Origin of the sequence: Hanamia caeni, assembly GCF_003721595.1 — a bacterium.
In the GTDB taxonomy this organism is placed as follows: Bacteria; Bacteroidota; Bacteroidia; order Chitinophagales; family Chitinophagaceae; genus Ginsengibacter; species Ginsengibacter caeni.
Map to the genome: position 1 here is coordinate 18,716 of NZ_RJJR01000027.1, position 15,672 is coordinate 34,387.

The following is a 15,672-nucleotide window of genomic DNA, read 5'->3' on the forward strand; positions in this document are numbered from 1 at the left end:
TACTTATGGCCGGGGTTTAAGATTATAGTGATTTTGTTTGTTTAAATTCCTCCGGTAACTCCTGGAGCTGCTGTTCTTCCCTGGATGCGCCCGCTGCTCATCAAGCCATCATATTGGCGCATTAATAACTGGGTTTCTATTTGCTGTAAAGTATCCAAAACAACTGCTACCATAATGAGAAGGGAAGTGCCTCCATAAAAAGTAGCAAAGCCCTGGGTAACTCCAAAAATTTCCATTATTCCGGGCAAAATACCTACAATGGCCAAAAGAACGGCACCTGGTAAAGTAATTCTGTCCATAATTGTTCCGATATATTCAGTAGTTGGCTGCCCTGGCTTTACTCCCGGAATGAAACCATTATTCCGTTTTAAGTCATCAGACATTTGCTTCGGGTTAAATATCAGGGATGTATAAACAAAGGTGAAACCAATGGTCATAATTCCATAAATTATCATGTAAACTCCATTTGTAGGCGAAGTAAAATAGACCGCCCAACTTTTTCCACCGGTCTGGAATCCTGCAAAAATGGTGGGGAGAAACATGATAGCCTGGGCAAATATGATAGGCATTACGCCGGCTGCATTCACTTTTAAAGGAAGAAACTGGCGGGCGCCACCAAACTGCCTGTTACCAACAATTTGTTTAGCATAATTTACAGGCACTTTTCTTACACCCTGCACAAGTACAATCAGGCCTAGTATTACTGCGATAAAAGCTGCAATTTCAATAAGGAAGATCAATAATCCGCCGCCGCCGGCTGTTTCCTTTGCATAAAATTCCTGCATAAATGATTGGGGAAGGCGGGCAAGAATGCCAATCATGATAATAAGCGAAGTACCGTTACCCAAACCCTTGTCAGTAATCTTTTCACCAAGCCACATTACAAACATGGTACCTGCTGTAAGAAGAAATACGGTTGAAACCCAAAAATACGGTTTGAACGCATCTAAAAGAGCGCCCTGGCTGGAAGATTCAAGAAAGCCTATATATGCCGCTGCCTGGAAGGCTGTAACGATTACGGTAAGATAACGGGTCCATTGATTAATCTTTTTTTGTCCGCTCTCTCCTTCTTTCTGAATTTTTGAAATCTGTGGAACCAACACGGTTACCAACTGCATGAAAATGGATGCGGAAATGTAGGGCATTATTCCCAGGGCAAAAATGGAAGCTTTTGCGAAAGCACCACCTACAAAAGCGTTTAGCAGGCCAAGCATTCCGCTGGAAGAACTGCTTTCAAGATTGGACAGTTTATTTGGATCTATTCCGGGAAGCACAATAAAAGAACCTACCCTATAAACCAAAATGAGCCCTAAAGTGATGAGAATCTTATTTCTCAATTCCTCTATGGTCCAAATATTTTTTAGTGTTGAGATGAATTTCTTCACAGAATTGTTATGGTTTAATTATTTGCTACCGGGTTTGGGATGCAAATATCAATGATTTATTTTAAAATTTCAATTGAACCGCCTGCTGACTCAATCGCTTCTTTAGCCTTCTTGCTTACCGCATCTACCTTAAAAGTAATCTTCGATTTAAGCTCGCCATTGCCCAAAATTTTTACCCTGTCGAACTGGCCAATCAGGTTATTAATATACAAATTTTCAGCAGTAAATTCAGTGATCTCGTGCTTTTCTATTAACTGATCTACCTGGCCGAGATTGAAAACTTTATATTCAATGCGGTTATTGTTTTTGAAACCACGTTTTGGCAGCCTCCTCTGGATAGGCATCTGGCCTCCCTCGTGCGCCATTTTAATTTTGTAACCTGTGCGGCTTTGGCCACCTTTGTTTCCTTTGGTTGATGTTCCTCCCTTACCGGAAGCTTCGCCGCGGCCTAATCTTTTTACCTTGTGAGTAGCGCCGTATGCCGGCTTTAAATTCTCTAATTTCATAGTACTTTTTTTTTAACTCAACGCCCCAGGTACCCGGAGCTCGCTATTTAAAATTAATATTAAACAAAAAAGCGAAAACCGGCTTAAGCCAGTTCTTCCACTTTAATTAAATGATTTACTTTTTTAACCATCCCAAGAATTTGAGGAGTGGCTTCCACTTCCTTTACAGAATGCAACTTATTAAGTCCCAAAGCTTTTAATGTAAGCTTTTGCCTTTCTGAACGGTCGATCCCACTTTTTATCTGTGTTATTTTTATCTTTTTCATGATAATTTTTTTCGGTAGTAAGATTCCGGTATGTTGTATGAACCGCTTTCTCTTACCTGGTAACAATTTATCCGTTAAAAACTTTTTTCAGCGAAATATTTCTTGTTTTTGCAACGCCGGTTGGTTCTCTTAACATTGACAAAGCCTTAACCGTGGCTTTTACCACATTATGCGGATTTGCTGAACCAAGAGACTTAGCCAACACGTCTGTAATACCAGCACTCTCCAACACCGCACGCATGCTTCCTCCGGCAATTACGCCTGTACCGGCGGCAGCTGGCTTAATCAAAACTTTGGCAGCGCCATCCTTACACCATTGTTCGTGCGGAATGGTACCATGCAGCAGGGGAACTTTTATAAGATTCTTTTTGGCATCATCCATTCCCTTCAAAATAGCTTCCTGCACTTCTTTGGCCTTACCTAATCCATGGCCTACCACTCCATTTTCATTCCCAACTACCACGATGGCAGAAAAACTAAATGCCCTTCCGCCCTTGGTGGTCTTTACCACGCGATTTATGGATACTACTTTTTCTTTTAATTCAAGATCAGCACCTTTTATTCTCTGTGTGTTTGATTTCAACATTATAACTGTTTGTAAATTTTACTATTAAACTTTTGAAGGATTTTAAAAATCCAGTCCCCCCTCTCTCGCACCTTCGGCTACTGCTTTGATACGGCCATGATACAGATAACCACTGCGGTCAAAAACTACCTGCTTAATTCCCAGGTCAATGGATTTCTTTGCAATAGCTTCACCTACCTTTTTGCTCGTTTCCACCTTGGTTCCTTTCTGCGAAGCGATGTCTTTTTCGCGGGAGGATGCAGATGCAATCGTTGCCCCGTTGGCATCATCAATTAGCTGAACATAAATTTCTTTATTGCTTCTGAAAACGCTTAAGCGTGGCTTTTGAGCGCTTCCGCTGATTCTTTTGCGAATGCGGTATCTAATCTTTTGACGGGCGCTAACTTTTGAGTTCATTTTATTTCTATTTTAAATTCCGTCCGGATAGCTACCGGGTCCCGGAAAATTTTTATTTATTATTCTTTATTTGATGCTGATTAAAAATCCTAATTATTTATTCGTTTACTACGAAAAAAACCAGGCATTAGCCAATCAGCCATCAATTTATTTACCTGCAGCCTTACCTGCTTTTCTGCGTAATATTTCGCCTTCAAACTTAACACCTTTCCCTTTGTAAGGCTCGGGCTTGCGCAGGCTGCGAATTTTTGCAGCAACCTGCCCAAGCAATTGCTTGTCGGCGCTGGTCAAAATCACTTTTGGATTTTTCCCTTTTTCCTGAGCAGTTGCTACAGTAAGCTCTTTTGGTATTTCAACCACGATGTTGTGAGAAAAACCAAGAGAAAGGTCGAGAAGATTTCCCTGGTTAGTGGCTTTATAACCAACCCCTACTAATTCAAGGGTTTTAGTATATCCATCTGTAACTCCTACAATCATGTTATTTATCAAAGCGCGGTACAGTCCATGCATGGCCTTATGCCGTATCTGCTCTGTAGGGCGGGCCAATTCAATTTTATCATCCTTTACCTCCACTTTAATATCAGGATCTATGGTCTGCTTTAATTCTCCCTTGGGGCCCTTCACTGTAACTACATTATCTTTCCCCACGGTGACCTGTACGCCTTTGGCGATTTTTACGGGGTTTTTTCCTACTCTTGACATAGCCGGTTTTATTTATTTAGTTTTTAATCTGGCAGTGTTCAGCCACGACTAAGGCTTAATTTCTTACCAATTTTATTTATTTCTATCAGAGCTTCTCAACACATATCTTATCGCAAAAAATAAGACCAGGAAAGTGATAATTGCTCCAACTATTGAATTCATTATTAATAAACATTACACAATACTTCCCCACCCACATTTTGGGCCTTCGCTTCTTTATCAGTCATTACTCCTTTGGAAGTAGAAATGATGGAAATACCTAAGCCATTCTTTACTCTCTTAAATTCATTGGGCTTAGAGTAAGTGCGCAATCCGGGACGGCTCACTCTTTCAAGACTTTCGATTGCGGGGACTTTTGACTGGGGATCATATTTAAGCGCTATTTTAATAACTCCCTGTTTTGAATCATCTTCAAACTTATATTTTAAAATATAACCCTGGGTATATAAAATTTCAGTGATGCGCTTTTTTAAATTACTGGCAGGAATTTCCACAATCCTGTGGCTTGCCATTTGTGCGTTGCGTATTCTTGTCAGATAATCTGCGATAGGATCAGTAACCATTGTTTAATTTTCTTTTTTATAATTGTTTAACTACAATGCGATATCCGGGTTTGGCCTTTAGCCTTTCTTACCAGCTTGCTTTCTTGACACCAGGAATTTTTCCTTCAAGCGCCATGTCACGGAACTGATTTCTTGAAAGCCCGAAATGCCTCATATATCCTCTTGGGCGGCCGGTAAGCTGGCACCTGTTTTTAAGACGAACAGGAGATGCGTTTTTAGGAAGAAGGTCCAATGCTTTATAATCTCCGGCTTCTTTCAATGCCTTCCTTTTTTCAGCATATTTTTCCACCATCGCCACCCGCTTTCTTTGTCTTGCTTTTATTGACTCTTTAGCCATAATTCTAATTTGATAATTAGCTAATTAGCTAATTGATTTATTTTTTTATATTTTTAAATGGCAGCCCCAATCCTTTCAGAAGCTCGTAAGCTTCTTCATTGGTATTTGCCGTGGTTACAAAAGTGATATCAAGCCCAGTGATTTTATTCACTTTATCAATATCAATTTCAGGAAAAATAATTTGCTCTGTAACGCCCATTGTATAGTTGCCGCGGCCGTCAAAAGATTTATCATTAATTCCCTTAAAATCACGAACGCGGGGCAGCGAAACAGAAACCAGGCGGTCTAAAAATTCATACATTGTATCGCCGCGCAAAGTAACTTTTGCGCCGATAGGCATGTTTTTGCGCAACTTGAAATTAGAGATATCCTTCTTAGACATTGTGGCCACAGCCTTTTGCCCCGTGATGTTTGTCAGCTCATCTATCGCTACATCAATTAGCTTTTTGTCAGCCACAGCGCCATTCACCCCCCGGTTCAAACAAACCTTGGTAAGCCTGGGCGCCTGCATTACAGTTTTGTAAGCAAATTTTTTCATTAATGCCGGTACAACTTCTTTTTTGTACTTATCTTCCAATCTTGGAGTATATGTTTCCGTACTCATTATTTTATTACCTCCCCTGATTTTTTAGCGGTTCTGATTAATTTTCCGTTTTCCCTTGATCTGATGATCTTTGAAGGGCCGTGAGATTTCGAATCCCAAAGCATCACATTGGAAATAGCTATAGGCGCTTCCACTTTCATGATTCCACCTTTTGTGTTTTGAGCAGATGGCTTCGTATGTTTGGTAACGATATTTACACCCTCTACCAACACACGGTTTTTATCGGTAATCAGTTCCAGCACCTTCCGCGGCTTTTTTAAATCTTTATCATCGCCGGCAATCACAACAACGGAATCACCTTTTTTTATGTTGAACTTTGGTTTAAATCTTGTCTTCATTTTTGACAAATATTGTCTTGATTATTTACTTATAAAATACCCTTTTTTAAAAGGGGTGCAAAGATACAATTATAATTATAACACTTCGGGAGCCAAGGATATGATTTTCATATAACCCTTATCGCGCAATTCGCGGGCAACTGGGCCGAAAATGCGCGTTCCCCTCGGCTCATCTGCTGCGTTTAAAAGCACTACTGCATTGTCATCAAACCGGATATATGATCCATCCTTGCGCCTCAGTTTATTTTTTGTTCTGACGATTACGGCTTTGCTTACAGTGCCTTTTTTGATTCCTCCTGCAGGGATAGCGTCTTTTACTGTTACAACTATTTTATCGCCCACATGAGCATAATCCTGGCCGGAGTTGCCCAATACCCTAATACACAACACCTCTTTGGCTCCACTATTGTCTGCTACATTTAGCCTGCTTTCTTGCTGTATCATTTTGTATTTAGCTTTTGGCTTCTAGCTATTCGCTTTTTGCCGATTAAACTTTAGATTTATACTTTACGCTATTAGCTGAAAGCTAACAGCAAATCGCTTTTTTATTTTACTTTTTCAAGCACTTCAACCAATCTCCAGCGCTTTGTTTTGCTAAGCGGCCTTGTTTCCATTATTTTCACAAGATCACCTATATTGCATTCGTTCTTGTCATCGTGCGCATGAAACCCGGTAGTTTTTTTCACGAATTTTCCATAGAGCGGATGTTTCACTCTCCTCTCTACCTTTACGGTGATGGTTTTGTCCATTTTATTACTGGAAACCACACCAATCCTTACTTTTCTTAAATTTCTTTCGGACATTTTATTAATTTTTAATTAGCGCATTAGCTAATTAGCTAATTAGTTGTTTTTTTTCTTAACTCTGTTTTAGTGCGGGCCAGGTCTTTTCTTACGTCTCTAATCGACATCGGATTTTCCAAAGGCGATACCGCATGAGCAAATTTTAATTTCTTAATCCGTAGCTCATCTTCCTTAATCCTTGCCTGCAAATCTTCCACAGTCATGGTTCTTAAGCTATTTACGAAATCGTTTCTGTTTGACATTTTATTAATTTGAAAATTTGAAAATTTGAAAATTTGAAAATTCTATACAACTGCATTCCTTTTGCTAATTTTCAAATTTGCTAATTTGCTAATTGTTAATTAACCCACATAATCCCGGCTAACTACAAATTTTGTTTGAATAGGTAACTTCTGAGCTGCCAGTTCAAATGCTTCTTTGGCTACCTGCAGCGGAACGCCATCTGCTTCAAATATGATTCTTCCGGGCTGAACTACCGCTGCCCAATATTCCGGGTTCCCCTTACCTTTTCCCATCCTTACCTCAGCAGGTTTTTTAGTGATAGGTTTGTCAGGAAATATTCTTATCCAAACGTTTCCTTCACGTTTCATGTGACGGGTAAGCGCCTGCCTTGCTGATTCAATTTGCCTGTTTGTTAGCCATACAGAATCAAGAGACTTTAGTCCAAATGTTCCAAAAGAAATAGTATCTCCTCTTTTTGTATTGCCCTTCATACGGCCTTTCTGCATTTTCCTATGCTTTGATCTTTTTGGCTGTAACATAATTTGTCGTTTATTGTTTGTTCGCTGTAAAGTATACCATGAACTATCTAAAATATCAGTTCTTTTGTTTTATTAGTTTATCTTCTTCCTCCGCCACCTCTTCTATCACCGCCTCTTCTGTCGCCGCGATCGCCTCCTCGCCTGTCTCCGAAACCGCCTCTTCTGTCGTGGCCTTCATGATCTCCCTTGCCACCGGCGATAATATTTGGATTCAAATCTCTTTTTGCCAGGACTTCTCCCTTACAAATCCAGACTTTAATTCCAATTTTTCCATACACAGTTTGTGCAAAAAGGCTGGCATAATCAATATCCATTCTTAAGGTATGAAGTGGAGTACGACCTTGTTTTATTTCTTCACTACGCGCAATTTCTGCTCCACCCAAACGGCCTCCTACTCTCACCTTAATGCCTTCGGCGCCCATCCTTAAAGCAGAAGCGATAGACATTTTAATCGCTCTTTTATAATTAATACGGTTTTCAATTTGCTTGGCAATTGTATCTGCCACAATAGCCGCATCCAGCTCAGGACGGCGGATTTCAAGAATATTTATCTGAACATCATCTTTACCGGTAAGCTTCTTTAATTCTTCCTTGATACGGTCAACCTCGCCGCCACCTTTTCCAATGATAATTCCGGGTTTTGAAGTATGAATAGTAATTATCAGTTTGTTTAATGTACGCTCGATAACGATTTTTGAAATTCCACCTTTGTTGATACGCGCATTAAGGTAGGTCCTGATCCTATCGTCTTCAATCAATTTTTTACCATAATCTTTTGGATTCGCAAACCAGTTACTGTCCCATCCACGGATGATTCCTAACCTGGCTCCAATCGGATTTGTTTTTTGACCCATTATTTGGTTTTTATTTTGTTGTTTTTTTGTCTTCTTTTTTCTTTTCTGATTTTTCTACTTCAGCTTTTGCTGTTGGCTTTGCTGCTTTTTTTGGAGCCGCTTTCTTTGCCGCTGCTTTTTTTGGAGCCGCTTTCTTTGTTTTTGAAGAAGTGGATTTTTCAGCAACAGCTTTTTCTTCTACAGGAGCTGCCTCTGCTTTAGACACTTTCTTTTTTTCAGTTCCATTTCCGGTGCCGTTAATGCTGTCCACTACAATAGTTACATGATTGCTGCGCTTACGGATGCGATAACCACGACCTTGCGGAGCAGGACGCATTCTTTTAATCACTCTTCCGCAATCCACCATTATTGTTTTTACGATAAGGCCTGCATCTTCTACCTTTTCATCACTATTCTTTTGTTCCCAGTTATTGATGGCGCTCTTTAATAATTTATACATCGGCACTGCAGGATGCTTAGGGTTAAATTGAAGAATTCCTAATGCTTTTTCCACTTCAAGTCCACGAATCAGATCAGCCAACAAACGCATCTTGCGCGGGGATGTCGGATAATTATTAAGTTTTGCTACTGCTTCCATATTTATCTATTTCAAAATCGGTAATAAAAGTTGTTTTACTGCCAACCATATTATCAATTGATTATGCAATCTTTTTACTAGAGTGACCTTTAAAATTTCTTGTCGGTGCAAATTCACCCAGTTTATGGCCAACCATAAATTCGGTAACATACACCGGAATAAATTTGTTTCCATTGTGCACTGCAAAAGTGTGGCCTACAAAATCAGGCGTAATTGTTGACCTGCGGGACCAGGTTTTTAAAACACCTTTCTTTGCGCTTCCTTCGTTGATAGCAAGCACTTTATCTTCCAGCTTTGCTTCAACATAAGGGCCTTTTTTAATTGAACGAGCCATTTGTATTATTTATGTTTTTACTTAAACCTCCGGCTTTTAGCCTTCAGCTTTTTAGTTTATTTATTAGGTAATTTTTTACCGTTTCTTCTTTGGATAATCATTTTATCAGAACCTTTGCCCGAAGTGCGGGTAATTTCGCCCTTCGCATATTTATTGGTTCTGCTTCTCGGATGTCCGCCTGAAGCCTTTCCTTCTCCACCGCCCATCGGATGGTCAACCGGGTTCATCGCTACACCTCTTGTTCTTGGCCTGACACCTTTCCACCTGTTTCTTCCGGCTTTTCCTTTGCTTTCAAGGCTATGATCACTGTTTGAAACAACACCAACGGTTGCATAGCAGTTAATTAAAATTTTTCTCAGCTCACCGCTTGGCATTTTCAAAACTGCATGCTTTGCTTCCTTGTTGGTAAGTTGGGCAGATGAACCGGCGCTGCGGGCTAATTTACCGCCCTGGCCGGGTTGCATCTCAATATTATGAACTACAGTTCCCAGGGGCATATTCCTAAGCTGCAATGCATTTCCCAATTCAGGGGCAGCCGCATCGCCGCTTACAATAGTAGCGCCCACCTGCAGACCTTGCGGCGCCAGAATGTATCTTTTTTCACCATCTGCAAAAACCGTTAAAGCAATAAATGCACTGCGATTTGGATCGTACTCAATTGTTTTTACAGTGGCAGCAATTTCTTTTTTATCTCTTTTAAAATCAATGATGCGGTACATTTTTTTATGTCCGCCTCCAAGGTAGCGCATGCTCCTGCGTCCTTGTGCGTTGCGGCCTGCTGTATGATGAACCTTCTCCACCAAACTCTTTTCGGGTTCGTTGGTTGTCACCTCAGCATAAGCATTACCAATTCTCCAGCGGGTTCCTGCGGTAGTCGGTTTGTATTTTCTTAAAGCCATGATTCTTTATTTTATTTTCCCCAAAAATTTGCGGGCTATTATTATATCCTTCCTGATTTCTTTCTTATATCTTAATCTCCGATATAAAACCTTATACATTTCCATAAAGGTCAATGGTATCGCCTTCTGCCACTGTTACAACCGCTTTCTTTTTAGCTGGTTTGCGACCTGTTAACAAACCGGCCTTTGTGTTTCTTTGCTTCACTTTAGAAGGCACATTTATTGTGTTTACCGCCTCTACCGTAATGCCATAAAATTCTTCCACTGCCTTTTTTATCTCCAGCTTATTAGCCTTTCTGTTTACAACAAAAGTGTAACGGTTGTATTTTTCAGACAAGCGATTCACTTTTTCTGATAACACAGGTTTTATTAAAACATCTGACGTTTTCATTGTTCTATTTTGAAACCTGCTCCCCGCAGGCTGGTTTAAAAATGTGGAAATTAAAATTGGAAACCATTTTCTTATTTCCAGATTTATCCTTTTTATATTGCTGATTGAATCAGAATAAAAAATCGAATTATTTGTTGCTTTACTCTTTCTTTTTCAAAATCCCCTGACGGCTATTTCATCACCGCCTAACTCCTCATTTATGCTTCTTCATTTTGTGTTTCAACATCTTCAGCAAAAATCTTAGCAGCACTTTCTGTAAATACTACCGAATCTGCATTCACAATGTCATAAGTATTTATATCCAGGTATGAGGTGCCACACACTGAAGGAATATTCCTGAAACTTTTAACCACATTTTCATCATATTCAGCCAAAACCAGCAATGATTTCCTGCTATTCGGATTCACGGCTAAAAATGTCTTACTGAATTTATTGGTCGCAGGTTTATCAATATTCACCAGCTCATCTTCTACTACCAGGATTTTATTTTCTTTCGCTTTTGCACTTAATGCGCTCATTTTCGCAATATCCTTCACTTTGCGGTTTACTTTGATATTATAACCATGAGGTTTGGGGCCAAAAACAGTACCACCACCTTTATACAGAGGATTGCGGAGGTTACCCTTACGGCTCCCGCCTGTTCCCTTTTGCTTATGAAGCTTTTTGGAAGAGCCCTGCGCTTCTGCACGGGTTTTTACTTTGTGGGTTCCCTGCCTTTGAGCGGCGAGGTATTGTTTTACAGACAACCAAATGGCATGATTTTTAACCTCAATGCCAAATATCTCTTCCGGCAAATCAATCGTTCTGCCAGTTTTTTTACCTTCTATATTTATTATTTCTAGTTGCATGATTATTTCTGGATTAAAACGATTGAACCGTTATGACCGGGAACTGAACCGCTGATTAACAAATAATTCTTTTCAGGAAAAATCTTTACCACCTTAAGACCGTTCACTTTCACCTTATCATTTCCCATGCGGCCTGCCATGCGCATTCCCTTAAATACCCTTGATGGATAAGAGGAGCCGCCCACAGATCCGGGAGCTCTTGAGCGGTCGTGCTGGCCGTGCGATTGCTCGCCCACCCCATGAAAGCCATGACGTTTTACAACACCCTGGAAACCCTTTCCTTTGGTGGTGCCAACTACAGATATTTTATCGCCTTCGGCAAATATGTCTACACTGATGGTGTCACCAACGTTTTTATCTGTTTCGCTATCGCGGATTTCTTTTACGAATTTTTTTGCCGGAGTGTTTGCTTTGGCAAAGTGGTTTTTTTCTGAGAGAAGAGTATGCTTTTCCTTTTTATCTCCAAAAGCAATCTGAACTGCATTATAGCCGTCAGTTTCGATGGTCTTTTTTTGGGTTACCACGCAAGGGCCCGCTTCAATAATGGTCACGGCAGTCTGCCTCCCATTAGTATCGAAAATGCTGGTCATGCCAACCTTTTTTCCAATAATACTTTTCATTTCTGTTTTATTATACTCAGCGGTACCGGATTCCGGTACATGAGTGTTACAATTTTTTATAAGAACTTAGCCCTTTCTTCTCCTTCCTTTCATAAAGGAAGGCCTGAAGGAGGCTTTTATGCTTTAATCTCAACGTCAACGCCGGAGGGCAAATCCAATTTTGAAAGCGCATCTACGGTTCTTGAACTGCTGGTATAGATATCCAGCAAACGCTTGTGCGTACAAAGTTGAAACTGCTCACGCGCTTTTTTATTCACGTGTGGAGAACGCAATACGGTGAAAATTTTCTTATGAGTAGGTAAAGGAATTGGCCCTGTTACTACTGCACCTGTACTGCGTACGGTCTTTACGATTTTTTCTGCTGATTTATCTACCAGGTTATGGTCGTAAGACTGAAGTTTTATCCTTATTCTCTGAGACATTTTAAAGAACTTTTTTTATCCAAATTTATTTTGGGAGTGCAAAAGTAGATTGTTATTACTACAAAACAAAAAAATAATGTGAAGATTTTAAAAAAAATCAAATGATTATTACTGGCATTATATTTTCTTTCGAAAAAGAAAAGAGTAATATGGCCGAAAACAATAAAAATTTAAGCAAAGAAGAGTTATCAGATGAAATTGATTCTCCTCAAAACCGGGAAGAGTTAAAGGATGTTCCGACTCATATTGACATTCCTGATGCACATGAAATACCAGGCCAGGAAAACTTTGAACCTGCGCCACTTGGCGATTTGGCGGGCACAACTATTTCATCATCCGACGAAGAAGGAAACGAAGTTTTTGATGAAAATCTTGACCAGGAAATAATGGATAGCCCTGATTCAAATGTATCTGACCAGGAAAAAGATACCTTAAGCAGGACTTTTGCAGATATGCCTGGTGATGATGAAAATCTTCGTGAGGCAGCCCTTGACAACCGGGATGAAGACGGGGAAGAATTAAATGAAGGTAGCTTCAAAAACAATATTTCGGCCTCAGACCTCGATATTCCGGGAGAAGAGTTAGATGATGCCAATGAAAATATTGGCGAAGAAGATGAAGAAAATAATGTTTATAGCCTGGGCGGTGACAATGACGATATCCCCCGCGATGACTTTTAGTGTGTACATATGCTAACAACAAGGCATACAAGATTACAAAACATCCTGTGTGTCTTATTTATTATGTGTATGATTTAAGTCTTTTTATTATCGAGCCAAACCGGCGGATTTTGTTATCACAATTTAAAAATACACCGATACGCCCATAGTGGCTGCAAATTGGCTTTGTTTCTGTTTTTGCCCTGAGCCCAACTTATCTTTTAATTTTGTGTAAGAATATTGCAGCCCCAAATCAAAAGAAACTGCCCGTGATACAAAATAGGTTTCTCCCAATCCGCCGTAAAATGATACGCCAGATAATTCGTACACTTTATTATAATTTTCCGTTACTCGTGAATCCCTTTGCCGCAGCCAGGTATAGCCTGCACCTGCCGCAGCAGTAGGCCTTAGTTTTCCATATACGGGAAAAAAATATTGCACCTGGGGAACGATGGTAAGTGATTGCGTAATATTCTGTGTGCCGCTGGTTAAATATCCCTGCTGCACTTTAGAGTAATTGTAAGAATAGGTTCCCGAAACGGCAATACTTACATCCTGCGCTATAAAATACCCGGCGCCCAAAGCAAAATCATAATCGTTGCTCGTTGATTTGCCGGTGCTGACACTATCAGTTCCGGTGGTAATTTTCGAAAACAGGAAATTAAGACCCGTTTTGCCCGACAAAACAAAACTGCCTTTTTGTGTTTGTGCAAATGAAGTTGAAAAAAAGAAAAATAGGCATATTGCCGAAATACCAAATTTAGTTCTCATAGGTTATTTTTTTGAGAGGATTTTTAAAGCAATTGCTTTGCAATTAGATTTTTATTTCCCTCTCTTAACGACAATTCACCTTGTTTATTTTAACTCATGAATGCGTTGAAATCAGCAAGGCAAGGAACCGGTAAACTATAGTATCATTCGCTCACCTTAATTACCCATACATGTTCGGAAACGGATTTTAGATTTGCTGGTATGGTGATATTAACTCCGTTTCCGGCTTGCTTCCATGATAATTTCTTTTTAGAACCAATCATTTGAAGTTTGCTTTTCTTATTCAATTCCATTTCTTTTAAAGAAATCGCTTTGTCCGGAAAATCAAACAGAAATATAAATTTTGTCTTGCCGTCTTTTGTTTGTGTGAACCGGATATTGTCGCCTTCTCCAAATACTTTATAGATCCGGGTTCCATAAATGGCTTCACCGTTTTGTTTTATCCATTTTCCTATTTCCTGCAACCTGCTGTAGGCCACAGGATCCCACTCGCCGTCGGGACCAGGGCCGATGTTTAATAAATAATTTCCTCCCTTGCTTACGATGTCCACTAATTTTTTTATGAGCTCATCGGCCGGTTTATACACATCGCCCTTTACATAGCTCCAACTATTGCCCATCGTCATGCAGGTTTCCCAGGGATAAGGCAAGCCTGTGTCTGGGATGTGCTGCTCAGGTGTAAGATAATTTTGCTGTGGACCCGGAACAGCTCTGTCCACTACAATTAAGCCTGATTGCTTTTCCCTCGCTTCTTTTGCCAATAAAGGCATATCAATATCCTGGCTTTGTGAATTAAATTCATAAATGCCTTCTTTTCTTGATTGTAAATATTCTTCGCTGATTTCGGCATCCGTTTTCTTGCGCACCCATCCGCCATCGAGCCAAAGGATATCTATTTTGCCATAGCCGGTCATTAACTCATTAATCTGGTTATGGGTATAATCAACAAACTTCTTCCATTGCTCCGGGTGTTTTGAAATTGAATAGTTCACATTGCGATCCAACGGCGGAAAACGTTGCCACCAATAATAATCGCTGTGCCAGTCGGGCTTCGAAAAATAAGCGCCTATCCAGAAATTGTCTTTTCTGAAGGCATCAAAAATCTCTTTAGTGACATTACTGCGCGGGTTTGTAGAAAAAGGGCAATCCTTGTCAGTAATTTTATAATCCGTGTATTTTGTATCGAACATGCAAAAGCCATCATGGTGCTTGGTTGTGAATACTACGTATTTCATTCCGGCATCCTTTGCCGCCTCGGCCCATTTTTCAGGATTAAACTTCGTTGGATTGAACGTATTTTTTAAGGCTTCATAGTTTTTGAGGTAATCAAAATAATTTTCTCCTCCTTTTTGCAATCTCGCGCCGGTGGCCCATCCCACATCTTCGGGACAAATGCTCCAGCTTTCTACCACGCTTCGCTGGCTGTAAGGGCCCCAATGCATTAGCAACCCAAATTTCAGATCCTGCCATTCGGCTAATTTTTGCTGTACCAGGGGGTCCGGGTCAGGATAATATTCTTTCTCTTGCGCGAGCAAACTTTCACTGGTAAAAAAACCAATGGCGATGAGTAACAAAAAGCATTTACAAACTGATTTCATCCATTTCATAATCTATCATTTTTTGGGTTTAGCAATCCGGTAATATAAATTCGAAAATAAAGTTTGTTTTTTGAATTATGGCAAACAAGCCTTCTAATGAATTGAATTTTGCCCCTGGCGATTGAATTACGATTGCAGTAAACGAAGAAATACCGATTATATTTATTTTAACCCAATGAAAGGTGGGTGGTGATAGTGAAGCAGGAAATAATCTGAGTTTTTTTTCTGGATAATCCGCGGTAGTATTAAATATCCCCATCAATATAAACCAAAGCCCATGCGGTTTCTGTTGAAAAGTAATAATTACAAAACCGCCCCAAAAATTTGGGGCAGTTTTGATGTATATGCATGATTGACATTAGTAAGTAAACCCAGGCATCGCAGCCTGAGATTCTGTTAGAACGGTACGTAACAGTCTCCCGTTATACCGCTCCGATTTTCCAACCGTTGGT

At 40.0% G+C, this 15,672-nt stretch carries 25 protein-coding genes; 1 reads left to right on the forward strand and 24 read right to left on the reverse strand.

Features of this window, described 5'->3' with window-relative positions; all coding sequences use genetic code 11:
• Positions 1 to 41 precede the first annotated feature (41 nt).
• The 22 genes from secY to rpsJ all read right to left on the reverse strand — a co-directional run bounded on the left by secY (position 42) and on the right by rpsJ (position 12,192).
• Positions 42 to 1,385 (reverse strand): preprotein translocase subunit SecY, encoded by a 1,344-nt coding sequence (gene secY / locus EFY79_RS20515; RefSeq protein WP_123122629.1) that lies wholly within the window; start codon positions 1,383 to 1,385, stop codon positions 42 to 44.
• A 56-nt stretch (positions 1,386 to 1,441) separates the two neighbouring features.
• The gene (gene rplO / locus EFY79_RS20520; RefSeq protein ID WP_123122630.1) at positions 1,442 to 1,891 is read right to left on the reverse strand and encodes a 50S ribosomal protein L15; all 450 of its coding nucleotides are present in this window, start codon (positions 1,889 to 1,891) and stop codon (positions 1,442 to 1,444) included.
• 83 nt (positions 1,892 to 1,974) lie between these two features.
• Positions 1,975 to 2,157 carry a 50S ribosomal protein L30 gene (gene rpmD, locus EFY79_RS20525; RefSeq protein WP_123122654.1) on the reverse strand — a complete coding sequence of 61 codons (183 nt, stop codon included), beginning with the start codon at positions 2,155 to 2,157 and terminating at the stop codon, positions 1,975 to 1,977.
• A 67-nt stretch (positions 2,158 to 2,224) separates the two neighbouring features.
• Positions 2,225 to 2,743, reverse strand: coding sequence for a 30S ribosomal protein S5 (gene rpsE / locus EFY79_RS20530; RefSeq protein ID WP_123122631.1), 519 nt, complete (start codon positions 2,741 to 2,743; stop codon positions 2,225 to 2,227).
• Positions 2,744 to 2,785: 42 nt separating this feature from the next.
• Complete coding sequence (gene rplR / locus EFY79_RS20535) at positions 2,786 to 3,139, reverse strand: 50S ribosomal protein L18 (RefSeq protein WP_123122632.1); 354 nt, start codon at positions 3,137 to 3,139, stop codon at positions 2,786 to 2,788.
• 147 nt (positions 3,140 to 3,286) lie between these two features.
• Complete coding sequence (rplF, locus tag EFY79_RS20540) at positions 3,287 to 3,841, reverse strand: 50S ribosomal protein L6 (RefSeq protein WP_123122633.1); 555 nt, start codon at positions 3,839 to 3,841, stop codon at positions 3,287 to 3,289.
• Positions 3,842 to 4,005: 164 nt separating this feature from the next.
• Positions 4,006 to 4,404 (reverse strand): 30S ribosomal protein S8, encoded by a 399-nt coding sequence (gene rpsH, locus EFY79_RS20545; RefSeq protein ID WP_123122634.1) that lies wholly within the window; start codon positions 4,402 to 4,404, stop codon positions 4,006 to 4,008.
• A 67-nt stretch (positions 4,405 to 4,471) separates the two neighbouring features.
• Complete coding sequence (gene rpsN, locus EFY79_RS20550; protein ID WP_123122635.1) at positions 4,472 to 4,741, reverse strand: 30S ribosomal protein S14; 270 nt, start codon at positions 4,739 to 4,741, stop codon at positions 4,472 to 4,474.
• A gap of 37 nt (positions 4,742 to 4,778) precedes the next feature.
• A complete protein-coding gene (rplE, locus tag EFY79_RS20555; protein WP_123122636.1) occupies positions 4,779 to 5,345 on the reverse strand; it encodes a 50S ribosomal protein L5 in 567 nt (188 codons plus the stop codon).
• A complete protein-coding gene (gene rplX / locus EFY79_RS20560; RefSeq protein ID WP_123122637.1) occupies positions 5,345 to 5,683 on the reverse strand; it encodes a 50S ribosomal protein L24 in 339 nt (112 codons plus the stop codon). The genes rplE and rplX overlap by 1 nt, the downstream gene beginning before the upstream one ends.
• 75 nt (positions 5,684 to 5,758) lie before the next feature.
• Positions 5,759 to 6,127 carry a 50S ribosomal protein L14 gene (gene rplN / locus EFY79_RS20565; RefSeq protein ID WP_123122638.1) on the reverse strand — a complete coding sequence of 123 codons (369 nt, stop codon included), beginning with the start codon at positions 6,125 to 6,127 and terminating at the stop codon, positions 5,759 to 5,761.
• Between the two features lie 101 nt (positions 6,128 to 6,228).
• A complete protein-coding gene (gene rpsQ, locus EFY79_RS20570) occupies positions 6,229 to 6,486 on the reverse strand; it encodes a 30S ribosomal protein S17 (RefSeq protein WP_123122639.1) in 258 nt (85 codons plus the stop codon).
• A gap of 35 nt (positions 6,487 to 6,521) precedes the next feature.
• Positions 6,522 to 6,728 carry a 50S ribosomal protein L29 gene (gene rpmC / locus EFY79_RS20575; RefSeq protein ID WP_123122640.1) on the reverse strand — a complete coding sequence of 69 codons (207 nt, stop codon included), beginning with the start codon at positions 6,726 to 6,728 and terminating at the stop codon, positions 6,522 to 6,524.
• A gap of 99 nt (positions 6,729 to 6,827) precedes the next feature.
• Positions 6,828 to 7,247, reverse strand: coding sequence for a 50S ribosomal protein L16 (gene rplP / locus EFY79_RS20580; RefSeq protein WP_123122641.1), 420 nt, complete (start codon positions 7,245 to 7,247; stop codon positions 6,828 to 6,830).
• Positions 7,248 to 7,324: 77 nt separating this feature from the next.
• Positions 7,325 to 8,101: a 30S ribosomal protein S3 gene (rpsC, locus tag EFY79_RS20585; protein WP_123122642.1), complete on the reverse strand. Its 777-nt coding sequence runs from the start codon at positions 8,099 to 8,101 to the stop codon at positions 7,325 to 7,327.
• 10 nt (positions 8,102 to 8,111) lie between these two features.
• A complete protein-coding gene (rplV, locus tag EFY79_RS22060; protein WP_123122643.1) occupies positions 8,112 to 8,678 on the reverse strand; it encodes a 50S ribosomal protein L22 in 567 nt (188 codons plus the stop codon).
• 61 nt (positions 8,679 to 8,739) lie between these two features.
• On the reverse strand, positions 8,740 to 9,012 hold the full coding sequence (gene rpsS, locus EFY79_RS20595; protein ID WP_123122644.1) for a 30S ribosomal protein S19: 273 nt from the start codon (positions 9,010 to 9,012) through the stop codon (positions 8,740 to 8,742).
• 56 nt (positions 9,013 to 9,068) lie between these two features.
• Positions 9,069 to 9,911, reverse strand: coding sequence for a 50S ribosomal protein L2 (gene rplB, locus EFY79_RS20600; RefSeq protein WP_123122645.1), 843 nt, complete (start codon positions 9,909 to 9,911; stop codon positions 9,069 to 9,071).
• Between the two features lie 91 nt (positions 9,912 to 10,002).
• Positions 10,003 to 10,302, reverse strand: coding sequence for a 50S ribosomal protein L23 (rplW, locus tag EFY79_RS20605; protein ID WP_123122646.1), 300 nt, complete (start codon positions 10,300 to 10,302; stop codon positions 10,003 to 10,005).
• 197 nt (positions 10,303 to 10,499) lie between these two features.
• Positions 10,500 to 11,150, reverse strand: a complete 651-nt coding sequence (gene rplD / locus EFY79_RS20610) for a 50S ribosomal protein L4 (protein ID WP_123122647.1) — start codon at positions 11,148 to 11,150, stop codon at positions 10,500 to 10,502.
• Between the two features lie 2 nt (positions 11,151 to 11,152).
• Positions 11,153 to 11,770 carry a 50S ribosomal protein L3 gene (gene rplC, locus EFY79_RS20615; RefSeq protein WP_123122648.1) on the reverse strand — a complete coding sequence of 206 codons (618 nt, stop codon included), beginning with the start codon at positions 11,768 to 11,770 and terminating at the stop codon, positions 11,153 to 11,155.
• A 116-nt stretch (positions 11,771 to 11,886) separates the two neighbouring features.
• Positions 11,887 to 12,192 carry a 30S ribosomal protein S10 gene (gene rpsJ, locus EFY79_RS20620; RefSeq protein WP_123122649.1) on the reverse strand — a complete coding sequence of 102 codons (306 nt, stop codon included), beginning with the start codon at positions 12,190 to 12,192 and terminating at the stop codon, positions 11,887 to 11,889.
• 101 nt (positions 12,193 to 12,293) lie between these two features.
• Here rpsJ and EFY79_RS20625 point away from each other — a divergent pair, with 101 nt between their 5' ends.
• Entirely contained in the window at positions 12,294 to 12,872 is a 579-nt protein-coding gene (locus EFY79_RS20625; protein WP_123122650.1) for a hypothetical protein, read from the forward strand.
• Between the two features lie 123 nt (positions 12,873 to 12,995).
• Here the strand turns inward: EFY79_RS20625 and EFY79_RS20630 are convergent, their stop codons facing one another.
• Both EFY79_RS20630 and EFY79_RS20635 read right to left on the reverse strand, forming a co-directional pair.
• Positions 12,996 to 13,622, reverse strand: coding sequence for an outer membrane beta-barrel protein (locus EFY79_RS20630; protein ID WP_123122651.1), 627 nt, complete (start codon positions 13,620 to 13,622; stop codon positions 12,996 to 12,998).
• A 143-nt stretch (positions 13,623 to 13,765) separates the two neighbouring features.
• Positions 13,766 to 15,229, reverse strand: coding sequence for an alpha-L-fucosidase (locus tag EFY79_RS20635; RefSeq protein ID WP_233578072.1), 1,464 nt, complete (start codon positions 15,227 to 15,229; stop codon positions 13,766 to 13,768).
• Between the last annotated feature and the right edge of the window lie 443 nt (positions 15,230 to 15,672).

Coding starts and splice junctions, on each gene's coding strand:
- rplO (WP_123122630.1), bottom strand. CDS start 1,891: ATGAAATTAGAGAATTTAAAGCCGGCATACGGCGCTACTCACAAGGTA.
- rpmD (WP_123122654.1), bottom strand. CDS start 2,157: ATGAAAAAGATAAAAATAACACAGATAAAAAGTGGGATCGACCGTTCA.
- rpsE (WP_123122631.1), bottom strand. CDS start 2,743: ATGTTGAAATCAAACACACAGAGAATAAAAGGTGCTGATCTTGAATTA.
- rplR (WP_123122632.1), bottom strand. CDS start 3,139: ATGAACTCAAAAGTTAGCGCCCGTCAAAAGATTAGATACCGCATTCGC.
- rplF (WP_123122633.1), bottom strand. CDS start 3,841: ATGTCAAGAGTAGGAAAAAACCCCGTAAAAATCGCCAAAGGCGTACAG.
- rpsH (WP_123122634.1), bottom strand. CDS start 4,404: ATGGTTACTGATCCTATCGCAGATTATCTGACAAGAATACGCAACGCA.
- rpsN (WP_123122635.1), bottom strand. CDS start 4,741: ATGGCTAAAGAGTCAATAAAAGCAAGACAAAGAAAGCGGGTGGCGATG.
- rplE (WP_123122636.1), bottom strand. CDS start 5,345: ATGAGTACGGAAACATATACTCCAAGATTGGAAGATAAGTACAAAAAA.
- rplX (WP_123122637.1), bottom strand. CDS start 5,683: ATGAAGACAAGATTTAAACCAAAGTTCAACATAAAAAAAGGTGATTCC.
- rplN (WP_123122638.1), bottom strand. CDS start 6,127: ATGATACAGCAAGAAAGCAGGCTAAATGTAGCAGACAATAGTGGAGCC.
- rpsQ (WP_123122639.1), bottom strand. CDS start 6,486: ATGTCCGAAAGAAATTTAAGAAAAGTAAGGATTGGTGTGGTTTCCAGT.
- rpmC (WP_123122640.1), bottom strand. CDS start 6,728: ATGTCAAACAGAAACGATTTCGTAAATAGCTTAAGAACCATGACTGTG.
- rplP (WP_123122641.1), bottom strand. CDS start 7,247: ATGTTACAGCCAAAAAGATCAAAGCATAGGAAAATGCAGAAAGGCCGT.
- rpsC (WP_123122642.1), bottom strand. CDS start 8,101: ATGGGTCAAAAAACAAATCCGATTGGAGCCAGGTTAGGAATCATCCGT.
- rplV (WP_123122643.1), bottom strand. CDS start 8,678: ATGGAAGCAGTAGCAAAACTTAATAATTATCCGACATCCCCGCGCAAG.
- rpsS (WP_123122644.1), bottom strand. CDS start 9,012: ATGGCTCGTTCAATTAAAAAAGGCCCTTATGTTGAAGCAAAGCTGGAA.
- rplB (WP_123122645.1), bottom strand. CDS start 9,911: ATGGCTTTAAGAAAATACAAACCGACTACCGCAGGAACCCGCTGGAGA.
- rplW (WP_123122646.1), bottom strand. CDS start 10,302: ATGAAAACGTCAGATGTTTTAATAAAACCTGTGTTATCAGAAAAAGTG.
- rplD (WP_123122647.1), bottom strand. CDS start 11,150: ATGCAACTAGAAATAATAAATATAGAAGGTAAAAAAACTGGCAGAACG.
- rplC (WP_123122648.1), bottom strand. CDS start 11,770: ATGAAAAGTATTATTGGAAAAAAGGTTGGCATGACCAGCATTTTCGAT.
- rpsJ (WP_123122649.1), bottom strand. CDS start 12,192: ATGTCTCAGAGAATAAGGATAAAACTTCAGTCTTACGACCATAACCTG.
- EFY79_RS20625 (WP_123122650.1), top strand. CDS start 12,294: ATGATTATTACTGGCATTATATTTTCTTTCGAAAAAGAAAAGAGTAAT.
- EFY79_RS20630 (WP_123122651.1), bottom strand. CDS start 13,622: ATGAGAACTAAATTTGGTATTTCGGCAATATGCCTATTTTTCTTTTTT.
- EFY79_RS20635 (WP_233578072.1), bottom strand. CDS start 15,229: ATGAAATGGATGAAATCAGTTTGTAAATGCTTTTTGTTACTCATCGCC.